Consider the following 16,260-nt stretch of genomic DNA (forward strand, 5'->3'; position numbering starts at 1 on the left):
TTCACGGCTGAACTACAAACTAACCAATTGACCCTCCGAACCCAATGACCAACGACTTGAGCTTTAGGCTTACTTCTTCTGCCCTTTCCAATAAAGAATGTTGTAGCCTTTTTCAAAAGCGGCGATGGCGGCGGTCAGAATGTCGGGTGAATTCGCGCGCGAGACGACAGAATTTTGCGCTGAATCTTCCAGCTTCATGCGCACCTCGGTCGTCGCGTCCGTACCATTCGCATCGACGAAGACGGCGAAGTCGGTGAGGCGCGGCTCGAAACTTTTGCCGATCAAAGCCGCACGAATCGCAGAAATAATCGCGTCGACCGGACCGACACCTTGGCTTTCAGCTTTTAATTTTTTGCCGAAAAATTCCACAAGCACTTTCGCGCGTGGCGGATTTTTCTTGTGAATTTCGAGCTCGTAATCGAGCACGCGCATCACGCGCGCGTCGGAAGTGAGATCGGCGAGCGCTTCTTCGATCAAGCTTTGGAGGTCGGACTTCGCGACTGATTTGCCTTTCGCGAGGAAGGTTTCGATGGCGAAAAGCACTTCCTGCAAGTGTGAGTCTTTCAGGTTCGCTGAGAATTCTTTTTGTAAAACTTTTTTCAATTCGACGAGCGTCGGCGTTTTGGCAAAGAGAATTTTTTTGCGCTCAGCGAAACCCGCCGAACGAATCGCGTAAAGTTTGAATTCGAGGAAGCGGTCGACTTCGGCGAGCTTCGGCTCGACTGCCGGCGGAATCGGATGCGAGTCGAGCGCCGAGCGCGGATCTTTGAGTCCGGTGCCTGTCGCGATCAAGACGACCGTGGCAGATTTTTTGAGAAGACCTTTCTTTTGTAATTTTGCAATCGCAGCCAGCGGGAGCGCACCCGACGGCTCAGTGAAAATCGCCTCGCGCTCACCCAGTTTTTTTTGCGCTGCGACGACTTCAGCTTCGCTGACGGTAAGCGCCGTCCCGCCCGAATCGCGCACCGCCGCCAGCGCTTTCAGGTCGTCGAGCGGGCGACCGATGCCGACCGCGGAACAAATCGTCGCCGGATGGGCGACGAAGGGCGCCTTTTTTAATTTCCGAGCAAAAGCCGCGACGACGGTCGAGCAACCGCTCGGCTGAACCGCAACCATCTTCGGTAATTTTTTGGTGAAGCCGAGTTTTTTGAATTCGACGAAACCTTTCCAGATCGCGGAGAGATTCGTCCCGCAACCGACCGGCACGATGACGAAGTCGGGAATTTTCTCCCAAGGGGACCCCTTCGGGGCATTTAATTGTTCGATGATTTCGAAGGCAATGGTTTTCTGACCCTCGCTGCGGAAGACATAATCACCCGCAAGGTAGAAGTGATATTTCGCCGCCATTTGCGAAGCGAGCTCGCAGCAGTCAGCGTATGTCCCGCGAATGGAAAGTACGCGCGCACCGTAACTCATCGCCTGCGCCAATTTACCAAGCGGCGTATTTTCTGGAATCAAGACATAGCAGGGCAGTCCTGCGACGGCTGAATACGCCGCGACCGACGCTGCCATATTGCCGGTCGAGGCGACGACGATGGCTTTGGCTTTGAGCTCGAGCGCTTTGGAAATTTCAACCAATGAGCCGCGATCCTTGAAAACACCCGTCGGATTCATGCCTTCGTTTTTGACGAATAAATTTGGCTGTTTGAGTTCAGCGGCAATCTGGCGAATCGGAATGAGCGGCGTGCCGCCTTCACCGAGTGAGATGATTTTGGAATGCGCTCCGAGCGGAAAAAACGGCAGGTATTTTTTAGCAGAAAGTGGCCCTTTTTTTTGGAATTCTGTCGCCACGCGTTTTTTTAATTGCGCGAAATCGAACTCGACATTGAGCGCCTCGCCACAGCGCGGACAAACTGAAACCGAGTCTTTTTCGGCGACGAGCGCAGTGCAGCCGACGCAGCGTAATTTGTAAGTTGAATTTTTCAAATGCCAAAAAGATAACGCCGCCATTTTTGGGAGGGCGTGAGTAGGGTGAGACTTTTGTCCTCTGCAGTCTTGCTGGGTAAAAAATCCGCAATCGTCTGCGTCTCGTCTGTGAGGATGATGACCTCTTCGCCCGGTTGTTTTTGTCCCAGCAATTCTTTGGCGACTTTCTCACGGTAACGCGCCGACTCCGCGTAAGCCAATTCGCCAGATCTACCCGCGAGCTCAGCGCGCTGCGCCTCGATCGAAGTCGAGGAAGTCGAGATGTATGTCCCGACCTGGAAAAGGTCGCGGTAGGTCGAGCGCGCCAGCGCAAACAACATGAAGACAATCACGATAAAGCTCGCACTAAGTACGATTTTGAAATAAAGCGGCTGGGAATTTTTGTTCGAGCTGTTCAAGTTGTTCTAATTGTTAGAAGTGTTATTTGCGTAAATATTTTTCGAGCGCAATCAATTTAAAATATAATTCTTGGCTCCGCGAATCAAATTCGGTCTGCTGATTCTCATCGAGTTTATAACCCTGAGCAAGCGCAATCCGCTCGGCAGCCACGACCTCAGGCAAAGAACCTAAACCCATTCTCACGAAATTTGCGAAGTCTTTTTTGGTTTTGCGTCCACTACCTTCCGCCAGATTTAGCGCGACGGAAAGTGCGGCGCGATTGATTTGGCTTGTTAGATTAAATTTTTCCTCGACAGGGAAGCTCCCGGTGATTGTTCTGACTAATTTGGTAAATTCGAGTGCCAGATTCCAAACCTCGAGATTCTCAAATTTGAACTTCATTTCGAACAACTAGAACAATCCCGCGCAGCGGGAGATTGAACAATTCGAACTAAATCTTAAGCGGCATAATCAGGTGCAAATAATCCGCCGACTTCGCCGGACGAATCACCGCGGGCACCATTTTTTCGCCGAGTTCGAGCTCGATGTCTTTCGCACCAATCGCGGCGAGCGCTTCGAGTAAATAGTTGGCATTCAACGCGACGGCATTCTGCGCGCCCGCAATCGTCGCCGTGACTTCCGCTTCTTCTTCGCCGATTTGGGTCGCATCCGACAGGACGCGCAGTTTTTTGTCGGCGGAAACTTCGAGCTTGACCGAGTGGGAATCGTGCGCGAAAAGATTGACGCGCTTCACCGCCGTCGCGATTTCTTCCGTCTTGAGGGAAATCGTAGTCGCGTGTTTTTTTGGAATGATTTGCTCGTAGTCCGGATAGCTGCCTTCGATCAAGCGGCTGGCCAACTCAACATTTTTGTAGAGAAATAAAACCTGATTCGCCGAAACATCGAGCGTCACGGTTTCTTTGCCTTTTTCGAGAATGCGCGCGAGCTCATTTACTGTCCGCGTCGGAATGATGATCGAAATTTCTTTTTCGGGTGGCGTCAGCGGTTTGAGAATTTTTTCGGACAAGCGGTAAGAGTCCGTCGCCGCCAGGCGAATTTCTTTTTTCGTCGCGCGCAAATGCACACCGGCCAAGACCGGACGCACCATGTCGCGCGCTGCCGCGAAAGCGACTTGATTGATCGCATCGAGTAAATCACCCGCCGCGAGTGTCAGCGAAACTTCTTTCTTGACTTGCGGAATGAGCGGGAACTCGTCCGAGGAAATGCCTTTGATTCTAGTCTTGGAACGCGCCGCGGAAATTTGCAGATCCAGACCTTCAGTATTTTTGAGCTCGACTTTGCCGTCAGACAGCAGCCCGACATAATTCGTGAAAAGCCGCGCGGGAATCGTGAGCGAGCCTTCGTTCTTGATCTCCGCTTTGATCGCCGTCGTGATGGCGATTTCCAAATTGGTCGCGGCGAAAGTCAATTTCTTGTTTTCCGCTTTGAGTAAAATGTTATTCAAAACTGGCAGCGTCGAATTGAGGTTGACGGCTTTCGAGACGGTCGTGAGGGCGGCGAGCAAATCTTTTTGTTCGCAATCTAAAAGCATTTTGGAGTTTTAATTCACTTTGATTTTAAAGTTTTTGCGAGGCGACGACAACTCACCTAAAATCAAGGCATGCTGAAGAAACTATTTACGCTTTTGCTGGCTGTCGGAATCTTGACCGGCTGTGAAAATGCCAGCTCCGTCACTGAGAATGCTGCCGCGCTGAAGGCGAGCGTCGCCACGACCATCGCCGAAGTCCAGACTGGCGTTAGTAATGTCGTCGGCAAAGCGCAGGGCGCTTATGAAACTTTGCTCGAGAAAAAAGCGGAACTCGAAACCACGGTCGGCGAAATCAACGAAGCTGTCGCGGCTGCGAATAAATTACTCGGTAAAGAAGATGCTGAGACGGCTCAGGTCGAGAAATTGCACGCGACGATTGCAGAACTGCAGTCCACCCTGGCTGCCGCTGAGGTGGCGCTGAAAGAAGTTGATGCGACTGAAAAAAATCTACAAAACAAGACGGTCGCTACGCAAAATTAATTCTCAAAAATGACTGATTTAAAAGGCAGTTTCGTCGCCCTCATCACGCCGTTTGAAAAAAAATCACTCGAGATTGACGAGGAGAAATTACGCGAGCTGGTGAATTGGCAGATTGAAGCCGGCACGGACGGTATCGTCGCCGTCGGCACTACGGGCGAATCCGCGACCCTGTCGAAGACCGAACATCGCCGCGTGCTCGAAATCGTGATTCACGAGACGAAAAAAAGAGTGCCAATCATCGCGGGTACCGGCTCGAATGCGACGCGCGAATCCGTCAGCCTGACTGAATTCGCGAAGGAGCACGGCGCGGATTTCGGTCTGGCGATTTCACCGTATTACAACAAGCCAACCCAAGACGGCATCGTCGCGCATTATTCGAAAATCGCGGAGGTCGGTCTGCCGACCATTCTTTACAATGTGCCGAGCCGCACCGGACGCAATGTCGAAGCCGCGACCACTTTGGAATTGGCGAGCAATCCCAATCTCGTCGGGATCAAAGAGGCGAGCGGCGATCTCGCACAAGTTCGCAAAATTTGTGAGAAAAAACCAGAGAATTTCGTGGTGCTCTCGGGCGAAGACGCGCAGACTTTGGAAATTATCAAAATGGGCGGTGTCGGAGCGATTGGCGTGATTCAAAATGAAATTCCCGCAGAAATGAAGAAAATGATTGATCTCGCACTCGCCGGCAAATTTGAGAAAGCTGAGAAAATTAACGCACAATTCGCAAACCTGATGGACTTGAATTTTGCCGACAATAATCCGATCGATGTGAAGTGGGCGCTCGCCGCGATGGGCAAAATCGACTACGCCGTCCGCCTCCCACTGACTCAACCGAGCGCGACGAACAAAATCAAAATCCGCGAAGAACTCGTGAAATTAGGCTTGGCGTAGAACTTGACGATCGAAGCTAGCTCTTGGTAAAGTTGGATACTTTAAGTTTTTCAAATGCCGCCGTCTCCATCTTTCAAAGAATCTGGTGCAATTCTCGAGACTGGAAACGCACTCTTGGATGTTCTTAAGGCTTCCGAGTGCACAAAAAAATGTCCAGGCCGCCAAAACCTGTCTCGAGAGTTGTCGTGGCTAGACTATGCAGCTAAAGAATTCAGGGAAGATGCTTTGACAAGATGGGCTGACGACGCTCGCACGGCAACAGAAGCATTACTTAAAAAATGTGACTGCTGTGTCCGTATTCCCGAGATTGCAAAAGAATTAATTGCCGAATACAGGCAAAGCCTCGGGCTAGTTGTCGAACAAGAAAACCCCGGTCAAGACCCAGAACCTGCTTTGGCGTAGAATTTGACGATCGAAGCTAGCTCTTGGTAAAGTTGGGTACTTTAAGTTTTTCAAATGGACTCAATTTTCAAAGAATCTAACGCGCTCAGCGAAGCGGGAAAAGAACTCTTGGCGGCTCTTAGTTCTCGCAATTGCAGGTCGTGCCAAAGCCTTAGAGAGTTCAGAAGAGAAATCACAGAATTAGCTTTCGTAACGCGAAACTTCAAAAATATACCTCTTGTTTATGATTGCGGTATTTATCCTCCTGTCTTATCTAAATCAAGAACGACCTTAACAAGATGGATTAAAGATGCTGACATGGCACAAAAAGCCTTGCTTGAAAACTGTGACGGTTGCGAATCTCTCCCGGCTGGAGCAGAGAAACTAACTGCCGAGCGAAGACAACTGGTCGGCTCACTTCTCGGAGGAAGAACATTAATTAATGACGCGATTTAGGTTTGGTTTAATTTTGCGGGAACGCTAAAATCACCAAGTTCTTAACTTTTTGAAATGCAGTTTTTCCGCAAAGCGTTCGTCGGTTTTTTAATTTTCACAATCGTGGCGAGTCCGAGTCTCGCTGCATTCGAAGATGTGAAAGATGCGCTCTCGCCGGATGTGGTTCAGTTTTTGCAGGCGTACGGCGTCGGCAATTCGACTGCGAATTTTTTTCCGAAGCGACCGGTTTCACTCGTGGAATTTTTGGCGATGGGACTCACGCTCGCCGGGGTCCAAGATCTAGGCGGGAATGCGACGACGCGTTTCACAGATGTACCGGCGGATGCTTGGTTCGCACCGGTCATCGCGAAAGCCGACGAGCTTGATCTGCTCGGAGATTTCCGCGGTGAAAACTTATTGCCGAGCCGAACGCTCAGTCGTGGTGAAGTCGCCGAGCTCGGTTTGAAAATTTTTGGCATCGGCGTCCCGATGGTCTCGAACAATGAGGAATTTGGATTCAAGGATGTCGGCAAAAATTACCGGTTTGCGCGTTTTATTTTTCGCGCGGTAAAGATGGGCGTGCTCGAACCGCTTTCCGACACTGAGTTCGGCACGGCACGGCGCGTGAGTCGCGGTGAAGCAGCACAATTTTTTTACAACCTCGCGAATTTCGTGGAAGGACCGAGCATCGTAATTCAGACGGGGACGACCAATATTCCGGAGTTCATGCTTTTCCAGCATGTCTGGAATGAGGCGAAAAATCGCTTCCTGTATCCCGAAAAAGCTGGAGATTCCGACATGCTGTATTCGGCGATTCAGGGCATGGTGAAATCGCTCGACGATCCCTATTCGGAATTTTACACACCGGAAGAGACGAAATCTGAGACCGCCAATCTCTCTGGCGAAGTCGAAGGAATCGGCGTCTACATCGAGGCGGATCCGCAGAATCGCGGGCTCATCATCGTCGCGCCGATCTACAGCTCTCCAGCTGAACGCGCAGGACTGCGCGCCGGCGACATCATCACAGCAGTCGACGGCAAACCGCTCGCGGGCTTGCCGCTCGCTGACGCGGCGAATCTCACGCGCGGTCCGACGGGAACCACTGCGAAATACACGATTTTGCGCGACGAACAAGAATTCACGGTGGAAATCATTCGCCAAAAAATAAAGCTCGACATCGCGACAGTGGAATTTCAAAACGACATCGCCATCATCGACATCAATCAATTCACGACGGCGCTGCCGAAAGACTTCGCGCAAATCGCGACGCAAATCGCCGAACACCGCGTGCGTGGAATTATTTTGGATTTGCGCAACAATGGCGGCGGACTAGTGAATGCTGCGGTGGATTTGCTCGGCTACTTCCTGCCGAAAGGTACGCTCGTCGCTTCGCAAGAATTTCGACCCGAACTGGCAGCGGAAAATCTCGACTACAAAACGGAACGCGACCCGACACTAAATGGAATTCGCACCTTGATTTTGGTGAATCGGGGAACCGCGAGCGCGAGCGAAATCGTCGCGGCAGCGCTGCAAGACTACGGCGCAGCGAGCGTTCTCGGCGAGCAGACTTTCGGCAAAGGGGTCGTGCAGGAAATTAATTTTTTCAATGACGGTACCGCGCTGAAAATGACAGTCGCGCACTGGCTCTCACCGAAAAAGCAGGAAATTCAAGGTGTCGGTGTCAAACCGGACTTCGCTGCCCTCGACACTCCCGAGACGCCGACCGACGAAGCGATTGAGGCGGCTCTGGCTTATTTTTGATTATGAATGCAGACAAGGAAGGCTTCAGCTTCTATGGCTAACAAACTATAATTCAACACAATCTACATGCCTCCTAACCATGCCGTTAACGGCATGGTTAAAAATGTACATATGTTGTTTTGCAGTTGCTTAGCTATAGGTCTCAATTTTCAAAATCAAGGCAGAGGGAGGCATGTTTTCTTGGTGTTTTTTGAAGTTTGGGTTGAAGCGAACCTAAACACCATCTGACCAATGACCCTCAGAACCAACTGACCAATGACCCTCAGAACCAAAAGACTTAGTGGCTTAATGACTTAACGAACCATTGTCTTTTTTAAATAAAAATGTTAAAATAAACAAAATTAAAACTAACAACAAACATGCAATCCTACCGCATCGCCGAGCTGAATAAACTTTACAGCTCCGCCGAGCTCACGATTGATCTCACCACGGCGCGCAAATCCGAGGCGAAGCTGAAGGCAACGCGTGAAGAATACGAGCAGCTTTTACGCGAAACTTTTTTGGCGTCTTATCTTGATAATTACCGCTTCGCGATTTTCGGCAGTTCACGCGTCGAACCCGATTCAGCGACATTTAATTTTGTGAAAAATTTAGCCTGCAAAGTCGGCAGCGATATGGACATCGACATCGTGACGGGCGGCGGCGGCGGACTGATGTACGCCGCGAACCTCGGACTCAAAAAAGCCAAAGCTCGGCGGAAAAATCCCCGCGCCAAAAATTTGGGGATCTTGGTAAATCTCGAACACGAGGAGGGCCGCAACGACTGTCTCGATGTGACACGCCAATTTGAAAATTTCAGCACACGCCTCGAGAGCTTCATTCATTCTTCGAATGCGATTTACCTCGCCCCGGGCGGACTCGGCACCGACCTCGAAGGCGCGATGTTTATGCAGCTGAAACAGCTCCAGAAGCTCGAGCCGACTTTTCCGATTCTGGCGCATCCTTTTTGGAAACCGATTTTCAATTATGAAAACGGCATCATGTATCAGAAACAGCTCAAAATGGGACGCACGACCTTAATCGGCAAAGACGACCTCGTCCTCGTTCATTTCACGGACAATCTGAAAGAGATTGGGCATATTTTGAAAGCGAGCTACGACGGCTGGTTGGCGCTGCGCAAGAAAGTTAAATTCATTAATTAATTTTTTCCAATGAAAACCAAAACAAAAACTGCACCGTTCATTCTTTGGTTCGACGAAATCGGTATCGAAGATGTTCCACTCGTCGGCGGTAAGAATGCTTCTCTCGGCGAAATGTACCGCAACCTTTCGAAAAAAGGTGTGCGCGTGCCGAATGGTTTTGCCATCACCGCACAGGCTTACCACTACTTGCTCGAAAAGGGCGGCGTGAAAAACGCCATCGAAGAGGCCTTGAAAGGTCTCGACACACGCGATGTCACCGACCTCGCCCGGCGCGGCGAGAAAGTGCGCGAAATTATTTTGGCGACGCCATTTCCGCCGGAGCTCGCCGCGGAAATTAAAACTGCCTACAAAAAACTTTCCCAAAATTACAAAAAGGCGAGTGTCGATGTCGCGGTGCGCAGCTCGGCGACGGCGGAAGATTTGCCCGACGCGAGCTTCGCCGGTCAGCAGGAAACTTATCTGAACATCACGGGTCCGACTCAGCTCATCATCGCCTGCCAGAAATGTTTCGCTTCGCTTTTCACGAATCGCGCCATCAGTTATCGCGAAGATAAAAAATTCGACCACTTCTCCATCGGGCTCTCGATCGCCGTGCAGAAAATGGTGCGCTCGGATCTCGCGTGTAGCGGCGTAATGTTCTCGATCGACACCGAAAGCGGTTTCCGTGAGTCCGTCCTGATCAACGGCTCGTGGGGACTCGGTGAAAATGTCGTCCAGGGGGCGGTCACGCCGGATGAATTTTTTGTCTTCAAGCCAACACTGAAAAAAGGTAAACGCCCGATTCTACAGAAAAAAGTCGGCAGCAAAACAATCAAGATGGTCTATGCGGCTGATGGCAACAAGCCAACGGTAAACATTCCAACCCCCGAAGAAGATCGCAAAAAGCTCGTGCTGACCGACGATGAAGTGCTGCTGCTTTCGCGCTGGGCGTGCATCATCGAAGATCACTACTCGCACAAAGCTGGTCACTTCAAGCCGATGGACATGGAGTGGGCGAAGGACGGACAGACGGGCGAACTTTTCATCGTGCAGGCACGACCAGAGACAGTGCAGTCGCGACGCGATTTGTCCGTGCTCAGAACTTACAAGCTGAAGAAGACGGGTGCGGTAATCACGACGGGTGCGCCCGTCGGCGAGAAAATCGGCGCGGGTCGCGCGAAAATTATTAAAAGCGCACATGAAATCAGCCAATTCAAAAAAGGCGAAGTGCTCGTCACCGACATCACCGATCCGGACTGGGAGCCAATCATGAAAATCGCAAGTGCTATCGTGACGAATCGGGGCGGGCGCACTTGCCACGCCGCCATCGTTTCGCGCGAGCTCGGCATTCCCTGTGTCGTCGGCACGCGTGACGCAACGGCGAAAATTAAAACTGGACAAGAAATTACCGTCTCCTGCGCCGACGGTGAGATTGGTAAAGTTTACGCGGGAAAATTACCCTTCGAAGTGAAAGAGGTGAATCTCAAAAATTTGACGCGGCCGAAAACAAAAATGATGATGAACCTCGCTTCGCCGGAGCAGGCTTTCTCGGCGAGCTTTATTCCGAATGACGGTGTCGGACTCGCGCGCGAAGAGTTCGTGATTAATTCCTATATCAAAATTCACCCGCTCGCCTTGTTAAATTTCGCGCAGCTGAAAGATTCAGCTGCCAAAGCAGAAATCGCCGAATTGACTTACGGTTACAAAAATAAAGCGGATTATTTTGTCGACAAACTAGCGCAAGGCATCGCGATGATCGGCGCGGCGTTTTATCCGAAAGATGTGATCGTGCGCTTGTCGGATTTCAAATCGAATGAATACGCCAACTTGATCGGCGGACGCGAGTTCGAGCCCCTCGAGGAAAATCCGATGATTGGCTGGCGCGGCGCGAGTCGCTACTACGATCCGAAATATCGCGACGCTTTCGCGCTGGAGTGCCGGGCTTTGCGAAAAGTGCGCGAGGAAATGGGACTCACAAATGTGAAAATCATGATTCCGTTTTGCCGGACGGTCGAGGAGGGGAAAAAGGTGCAGGCGGAAATGAAGAAACACGGACTCGCGCGCGGCAAGAATGGACTCGAGATTTATGTGATGTGCGAGATTCCTTCGAATGTGATTCTGGCGGAAGATTTTTGCAAAATTTTCGACGGCTTCTCAATCGGCTCAAACGATCTCACCCAGCTCACGCTCGGCGTCGATCGCGACAGTCAGCTCGTCAGTCACATTTGCAACGAACGCAATCCGGCGGTTAAGAAATTGGTCAGCACCGTAATCAAAATCGCGAAGAAAAATAAATGCAAAATCGGGATTTGCGGACAAGCCCCGAGTGACTTTCCGGATTTCGCTCGTTTCCTCGCGAGCGAAGGGATTGATTCGATTTCGCTCACGCCCGACTCACTGCTCAAGACGACGATTGACATTGCGAAGCTGGAGAAAAGGAAAGCTAGCGGAAAATAAGCGTCACGCGCAGCTCACCGGTTGAGTCCATGGAGAGCCCAATCGCGATTTGCGATTTGCCGGTGTCGGTCAAGATTGAATCACTCAGGCTCGTGGCGATTTGCGAGAGCTGGCTGGCTGAGACTAGGAAGCTCATGAAGGCGCTCGTCTGATCGACTGCGCGAACATTGTTTTCGAGCGAGTCTGAACCGTTTTTAAAATCGATGAAATTTTCGGCAATCATTTTGTCGCTCCAGCCCTGCGCGACTGGCGTGAGCGCGGTGTCGAGCATGAATGCTGCGGAATTATTTTGGCTGCGGCGTAAATTAATTTCGGCCAAGACCTGATTTCGCGCCGCCACCAAATTGGCGGGCGTCAGCGGATCAGCAGAAAATTCCTCGACAAAAATCAAGCTATTCTCGGTCTGTGCGATTCCGAGACCGACGCGCGTCCATTCCGGGTCGAGCAAGTTTTGGCGGTGCGCCGCTGAGCGCAGCAGACCGGCGTTGGCGTTTTCGGTCGTGGCATCGCGGGCGAGATTTTCGCCGACCGGCATCTGCAGCCCAGCGAGAATCCGCCGCGCATCCGGACTCCGACCAGCTGGATCCGTGTGTCCGAAGAAGTTTTGGGTCGCCATGGCGTCGGCGTAATTTTGCGCGAAAGCGGAAATTTCTGGATCAAGCGTGACTGCCGGCAAATTTTGACTCAGACGAAATTCATTAATCAGGCGGAGCAAAATTGTTTTCTCGCGATTAATGGAAATTTTGGAATTCGGATTCGGTGCCTCCCGTAGATCGGCGAAGTCGGGCAACAGCGGGAAAACCCCCGGCGAATAAAGTGGTTGATTCAGCACCGCAATCCCGTCGGTCGAATTAATTTCGAGAAAATAAGTGCCGACGGTCGACAGGCTGAGGCTGACTGCGAAACTCTCGCCCGCCGCGATTGTCGCGGCACTGCCGAGAATTGAGGACTCGGAAACCGAGCCGTCCGGCAAAATGAGAAAAATTGAATTCTCGAGCTCGGTTCCGGCAGTCGCCGAAAAATTGATGCTGTCTGTGTAAAAAGTCGGCGGATTGGTAATGGTGATTTTGTCCTTATTGAGTGTCGCGAAATAGTGGTTGCCGAGATTCAGGTCGAGAGGCGGACCACTCGCCCAATTTGTCCGCGGCTCGTAGCTGAATCCGTGCTCCGACTTCGCGCCAAAAACTTGGACTGTCGCCACGCCGCTCGTGAAGTCGACGAAATCAGCCGGGTCGAGCGCGACCGCAGTTTGACCGGCAGAAATTAATCTTTCGACGCGATTTTGCCCTTGGCGAATCACGACACGAAAAATGTTGTTGCTGGCATCCGCCCAGGTGAGCTTCGGTCGATTGTCCTGCACCGCAGTCTGAAGCGCGGTCGGCGCGAGCTCACTTCGCGCGAGTGTCGCCGGAGCGCACTCGCGCGGCAAGACATCGAGTGTCGCCGCTGTGTTGGAATTGGTCGTCGCAGGAATGAGCGAAAAATTGTAGCGACCCGGCGTGTGGAAAAAAACCGGCACCGCGAAACTATTGGCGGAAACATCGGCGGGAAATTGGCGACGCGTCTTGTCACTGCTATTTTCCAGCACTGCCGTCAGTTCGCCGTTTTCGGTGCTTATCCCGCTGAAGGTGAAGACTTCGTTTTCGTAAAAAGTGTTGGGTGGGTTTTGCGTGAGCGTAATTTTTTGAAAATAATCCGTCGGCAGGGTCGCCGCATTTTCCAAAAAGGACGGACAAACGGTTTCGACGCGCGTCTGAAAACGGTAAACAATCTCAGCGAGTGCGCCGCGCGTGAGTGGCGTCGCCGGCTGAATCTGGTTCGCGGAATTCGGCTCGACGAGGTTGAAGGTCTTGGCGTAAAGCAGGAACGAATTGTACCAAGCGTCTTTTTCGGAGTCGGCGAAAAGCTGGCTCGCGGTCGTGTAATTTTCGAGTGGAATTGTGTTTGTGTTGAGTAAAATTTTGAGCGCCTCGACCAAATTCACAGTTTGCTCGGGACGAAAAGAGCCGTCCCGATAGCCGTCAACGATTCCGGAATTTTTGGCAGAAAAAACGAAAGGGGCGAACCAGGCGTCCGCCGGCACATCGGGAAAAACAGCACTCACCGGATTTTGGATTTGGACACCGCTCGCGAGCAAGAGAATCTTGAGCGCCTCGGCGCGATTGACCGGATTCCCGGGACGAAATGAGCCGTCGCCATAACCCGCGATTACGCCTTCTTTCGAAAGATAATCAATCGCCGCGGCATTGGGGCTGCTGACGGGCACATCGAAAAACGACGCGGCTTGCGCGACTCCGAACACCCAGCCGAAAACCACTGTCGCCAGAACTACTTTTCGAAAATTGGGGAAAAGATTCACGCTGGAATTATCGCAGTAAATCGCCAGATTTAAAACTTCCTCTGTGAAAAAATCCACGGTGGCAAGAGCAGTGCGAGCAGAAATAACCAGCCGTTGTGAAAATTGATTGCGAGAATCGTGAGCGCAAAAAAGGCAATCGACGCCAACAAACAATTGCGCTTCAGCTTTTCAAAAGCCAGCGTGAAGACTTTGAACTCAGGCGGCAACGAGTTTTTGGGTGGCGTATGTCTTTCGGGAGTCTTGCCCACGACTTCACCTTCGAGAATGCGAGATTCTTCGGAATCGAAGTCCGCCGAAGCATTTTGCGAAGGCGGATCGTTTTGGTGGTTCATTTTTCAGCCAGAATGATTAAATTGCGACCACGAAAAAAGTTGGATTTCTCAGCGTGGCGTGCGTAAAAAATTTTAATATTTTTGAATCCCGTTGTCGCGCACAGTTTCTTGAGCTCGCCTTTGCGAAAGGCGAAAACCGTCCGCACGCCTGCTCCAGCGAAAGGAATCGTGAGTGTGCGCGCGAATTTTTGCGCCAAACGAAATTTCCAGAAACGCGGCTGCCACAAATTCCAAACTGTGAGAAAAATTCGCCCATCCGGCTGTAAGCTCGCGTAAAGGTTTTCCAGGGCTTTTTTTTGCTCAGCGGAATTTGTGAGATGGTGCAGCACTGCAACACAGAAAATCGCGTCGGGTTTTCCATCCGTTAACCCCCGAGATATCTCGGGAGTTAACTCGCGTAAATCAGCGACCACGAACTCTCGAGCAGGAAAATTTTTGCGAGCGAGCGCGATTAAATTTTTGGACGAATCGAAGCCGCAATACTCGCCGTGAAAATTGTTGCCCGCGAGCCAAAAATTGAGACGCCCGTTGCCGCAGCCCGCGTCGAGAATTTTTTGAGCAGACAAAAGTTCGTGCGCGAATTCGAATTCGCCCCAGGCGCTGCGCCGTGTCGCATCCCACTTTTTCGAGATAGAATCGTAAAAATTTTGCATGAATTTCGACGAAATCATTTTACGAGCGATTGAGGAAAAATGCGCGACCGAAAAGGATCTGCGCGAATTGAAAGTTCGCGCGTCCGGACGGACAGGCAGCCTCGCGAAAAATTCCGAACTGGTCGAAGCTTATTTGCGACTGCTGAAGGCGAAGAAAATTAAGGTAAATCCAGCGCTGGAAAAGATTTTGAAAAAGTCGCGCATCCGAACTCTGTCGGGCGTCGCACCCATCGCCGTCCTCACGAAGCCGCTCGGCTGTCCAGGCAAATGTGTTTTTTGTCCGAGCGAGGCGCGCATGCCCAAAAGTTATTTGTCGAATGAGCCCGCCGTGATGCGGGCAGTGCGCGCGGAGTTCGATCCATTTCGCCAGGTCAAAGACCGAATCAAAGCCCTGGAAAGCTGCGGGCATTCAACGGAAAAAATTGAACTGATTGTAATGGGCGGAACTTTTTCGGCGCACCCGCGCAATTACCAAACTTGGTTTGTGAAACGATGCTTCGCAGCGCTAAATTCGCGGCAAGCTAAATCCGGCTCGCTCGAAGACTTGAAAACTGCGAACGAAAAATCGAAGCACCGCCTCGTCGGGCTCACGCTCGAGACGCGTCCGGATTTTTTGGACGAAAAAGAGGTAAAGCGATTTTTGAAGCTCGGGGCGACCCGCGTCGAAATCGGCGTGCAAAACTTGGACGACAAAATTTTGAAGCTGGCGAAACGCGGACATGGTGCGGCGGAGTCGGCGCGCGCCATCGCGCTCTTGAAAAAAAACGGATTGAAGGTCGGAATTCACCTGATGCCTAATTTACCTGGTGCAACTCCTAAGTCGGATTTCCAAATGTTTGAGGAAGTTTTTGGTAATGAAAAATGGCGACCGGATCAGATTAAAATTTACCCAACGGTCTTGATCAAGGGTACCGAGCTGGAAAAACTCTGGCGCACGAAAAAATGGCAGCCTTATTCCGACAAAGTTTTGACGGAGCTACTCGCGAAAATGAAAAGCCTCGTCCCGCCCTGGGTGCGGCTGACGCGCGTGATTCGCGACATTCCGGCGGAGTCGATTTTGGCAGGCTCGAAACTCACGAACCTGCGACAAATTTTGCAGCAACAAAAAGTCGTGTGCCACTGCATCCGCTGCCGTGAAATTCGTGGCGACAATTTCGATGCGGCGCAGGCGGAATTAATCCGCCGCGAATATCAGGCGAGCGTCGGCCTAGAAATTTTATTAAGCTTTGAAATTGGCGAGAAGCTGATTTCGCTTTTGCGCCTGCGCCTCGATGAAAATGCAACCATCCGCGAATTGCACACCTTCGGCGAAGAAATCGGACTCTCGCAATCGGGTAATTCGCAGCACCGGGGCTTCGGAAAAAAATTAATTTCCGAGGCGGAAAAAATCGCCCGCGTCGCAGGCTTCGAAAAATTAAGAATTATTTCGGGTGTCGGCGTGCGAGAATATTATCGGAAGCTTGGCTACCGACTCGACCGTGAGAAAATTTTTGTCGAGAAAGGCTTGTCCCCACGAAAGCGGTGATCCAAAAATTTA

At 51.4% G+C, this 16,260-nt stretch carries 15 protein-coding genes; 8 read left to right on the forward strand and 7 right to left on the reverse strand.

Going from position 1 to position 16,260, the window contains the following annotated elements; translation table 11 throughout:
- Positions 1-69: 69 nt before the first annotated feature.
- The 4 genes from WCV72_03505 to dnaN are packed head-to-tail and all read right to left on the reverse strand — an operon-like array spanning position 70 to position 3,856.
- Complete coding sequence (locus WCV72_03505; protein ID MFA6458426.1) at positions 70-1,926, reverse strand: threonine synthase; 1,857 nt, start codon at positions 1,924-1,926, stop codon at positions 70-72.
- Positions 1,923-2,324 (reverse strand): hypothetical protein, encoded by a 402-nt coding sequence (locus WCV72_03510; GenBank protein MFA6458427.1) that lies wholly within the window; start codon positions 2,322-2,324, stop codon positions 1,923-1,925. The genes WCV72_03505 and WCV72_03510 overlap by 4 nt, the downstream gene beginning before the upstream one ends.
- 22 nt (positions 2,325-2,346) lie before the next feature.
- Complete coding sequence (locus WCV72_03515; GenBank protein ID MFA6458428.1) at positions 2,347-2,706, reverse strand: four helix bundle protein; 360 nt, start codon at positions 2,704-2,706, stop codon at positions 2,347-2,349.
- A 49-nt stretch (positions 2,707-2,755) separates the two neighbouring features.
- Entirely contained in the window at positions 2,756-3,856 is a 1,101-nt protein-coding gene (dnaN, locus tag WCV72_03520) for a DNA polymerase III subunit beta (protein MFA6458429.1), read from the reverse strand.
- 69 nt (positions 3,857-3,925) lie between these two features.
- Here dnaN and WCV72_03525 point away from each other — a divergent pair, with 69 nt between their 5' ends.
- The 7 genes from WCV72_03525 to ppsA all read left to right on the forward strand — a co-directional run bounded on the left by WCV72_03525 (position 3,926) and on the right by ppsA (position 11,379).
- Positions 3,926-4,333, forward strand: a complete 408-nt coding sequence (locus WCV72_03525; GenBank protein ID MFA6458430.1) for a hypothetical protein — start codon at positions 3,926-3,928, stop codon at positions 4,331-4,333.
- Between the two features lie 9 nt (positions 4,334-4,342).
- Entirely contained in the window at positions 4,343-5,224 is an 882-nt protein-coding gene (gene dapA, locus WCV72_03530) for a 4-hydroxy-tetrahydrodipicolinate synthase (protein MFA6458431.1), read from the forward strand.
- 54 nt (positions 5,225-5,278) lie between these two features.
- The gene (locus tag WCV72_03535; GenBank protein ID MFA6458432.1) at positions 5,279-5,626 is read left to right on the forward strand and encodes a hypothetical protein; all 348 of its coding nucleotides are present in this window, start codon (positions 5,279-5,281) and stop codon (positions 5,624-5,626) included.
- Between the two features lie 54 nt (positions 5,627-5,680).
- The gene (locus tag WCV72_03540; protein MFA6458433.1) at positions 5,681-6,061 is read left to right on the forward strand and encodes a hypothetical protein; all 381 of its coding nucleotides are present in this window, start codon (positions 5,681-5,683) and stop codon (positions 6,059-6,061) included.
- A gap of 54 nt (positions 6,062-6,115) precedes the next feature.
- Complete coding sequence (locus WCV72_03545; protein ID MFA6458434.1) at positions 6,116-7,801, forward strand: S41 family peptidase; 1,686 nt, start codon at positions 6,116-6,118, stop codon at positions 7,799-7,801.
- Positions 7,802-8,160: 359 nt separating this feature from the next.
- Complete coding sequence (locus WCV72_03550) at positions 8,161-8,943, forward strand: LOG family protein (protein ID MFA6458435.1); 783 nt, start codon at positions 8,161-8,163, stop codon at positions 8,941-8,943.
- A gap of 9 nt (positions 8,944-8,952) precedes the next feature.
- On the forward strand, positions 8,953-11,379 hold the full coding sequence (ppsA, locus tag WCV72_03555; GenBank protein ID MFA6458436.1) for a phosphoenolpyruvate synthase: 2,427 nt from the start codon (positions 8,953-8,955) through the stop codon (positions 11,377-11,379).
- On the opposite strand, the gene WCV72_03560 is transcribed toward ppsA, so the two are convergent.
- From WCV72_03560 to WCV72_03570, 3 genes are read right to left on the reverse strand one after another with little or no spacing between them, the layout of a single operon-like run.
- Positions 11,366-13,795, reverse strand: a complete 2,430-nt coding sequence (locus WCV72_03560) for an S-layer homology domain-containing protein (protein MFA6458437.1) — start codon at positions 13,793-13,795, stop codon at positions 11,366-11,368. The genes ppsA and WCV72_03560 overlap by 14 nt on opposite strands.
- A complete protein-coding gene (locus WCV72_03565; GenBank protein MFA6458438.1) occupies positions 13,768-14,070 on the reverse strand; it encodes a hypothetical protein in 303 nt (100 codons plus the stop codon). Before WCV72_03565 ends, WCV72_03560 begins: the two co-directional genes overlap by 28 nt.
- Positions 14,067-14,741 carry a methyltransferase gene (locus WCV72_03570; protein MFA6458439.1) on the reverse strand — a complete coding sequence of 225 codons (675 nt, stop codon included), beginning with the start codon at positions 14,739-14,741 and terminating at the stop codon, positions 14,067-14,069. The genes WCV72_03565 and WCV72_03570 overlap by 4 nt, the downstream gene beginning before the upstream one ends.
- Here WCV72_03570 and WCV72_03575 point away from each other — a divergent pair.
- Positions 14,722-16,248, forward strand: a complete 1,527-nt coding sequence (locus WCV72_03575) for a tRNA uridine(34) 5-carboxymethylaminomethyl modification radical SAM/GNAT enzyme Elp3 (protein MFA6458440.1) — start codon at positions 14,722-14,724, stop codon at positions 16,246-16,248. The genes WCV72_03570 and WCV72_03575 overlap by 20 nt on opposite strands.
- Positions 16,249-16,260 lie beyond the last annotated feature (12 nt).

Source organism: Patescibacteria group bacterium (assembly GCA_041665585.1).
Taxonomy (GTDB): Bacteria; Patescibacteriota; Gracilibacteria; order JAHISY01; family JAHISY01; genus JAHISY01.

What these genes read in the sequence shown, in the direction of transcription:
- WCV72_03540 (MFA6458433.1), top strand. Translation starts at nt 5,681, where the DNA reads ATGGACTCAATTTTCAAAGAATCTAACGCGCTCAGCGAAGCGGGAAAA.
- WCV72_03535 (MFA6458432.1), top strand. Translation starts at nt 5,279, where the DNA reads ATGCCGCCGTCTCCATCTTTCAAAGAATCTGGTGCAATTCTCGAGACT.
- WCV72_03575 (MFA6458440.1), top strand. Translation starts at nt 14,722, where the DNA reads ATGAATTTCGACGAAATCATTTTACGAGCGATTGAGGAAAAATGCGCG.
- WCV72_03570 (MFA6458439.1), bottom strand. Translation starts at nt 14,741, where the DNA reads ATGATTTCGTCGAAATTCATGCAAAATTTTTACGATTCTATCTCGAAA.
- WCV72_03550 (MFA6458435.1), top strand. Translation starts at nt 8,161, where the DNA reads ATGCAATCCTACCGCATCGCCGAGCTGAATAAACTTTACAGCTCCGCC.
- WCV72_03565 (MFA6458438.1), bottom strand. Translation starts at nt 14,070, where the DNA reads ATGAACCACCAAAACGATCCGCCTTCGCAAAATGCTTCGGCGGACTTC.
- dnaN (MFA6458429.1), bottom strand. Translation starts at nt 3,856, where the DNA reads ATGCTTTTAGATTGCGAACAAAAAGATTTGCTCGCCGCCCTCACGACC.
- dapA (MFA6458431.1), top strand. Translation starts at nt 4,343, where the DNA reads ATGACTGATTTAAAAGGCAGTTTCGTCGCCCTCATCACGCCGTTTGAA.
- ppsA (MFA6458436.1), top strand. Translation starts at nt 8,953, where the DNA reads ATGAAAACCAAAACAAAAACTGCACCGTTCATTCTTTGGTTCGACGAA.
- WCV72_03545 (MFA6458434.1), top strand. Translation starts at nt 6,116, where the DNA reads ATGCAGTTTTTCCGCAAAGCGTTCGTCGGTTTTTTAATTTTCACAATC.
- WCV72_03515 (MFA6458428.1), bottom strand. Translation starts at nt 2,706, where the DNA reads ATGAAGTTCAAATTTGAGAATCTCGAGGTTTGGAATCTGGCACTCGAA.
- WCV72_03525 (MFA6458430.1), top strand. Translation starts at nt 3,926, where the DNA reads ATGCTGAAGAAACTATTTACGCTTTTGCTGGCTGTCGGAATCTTGACC.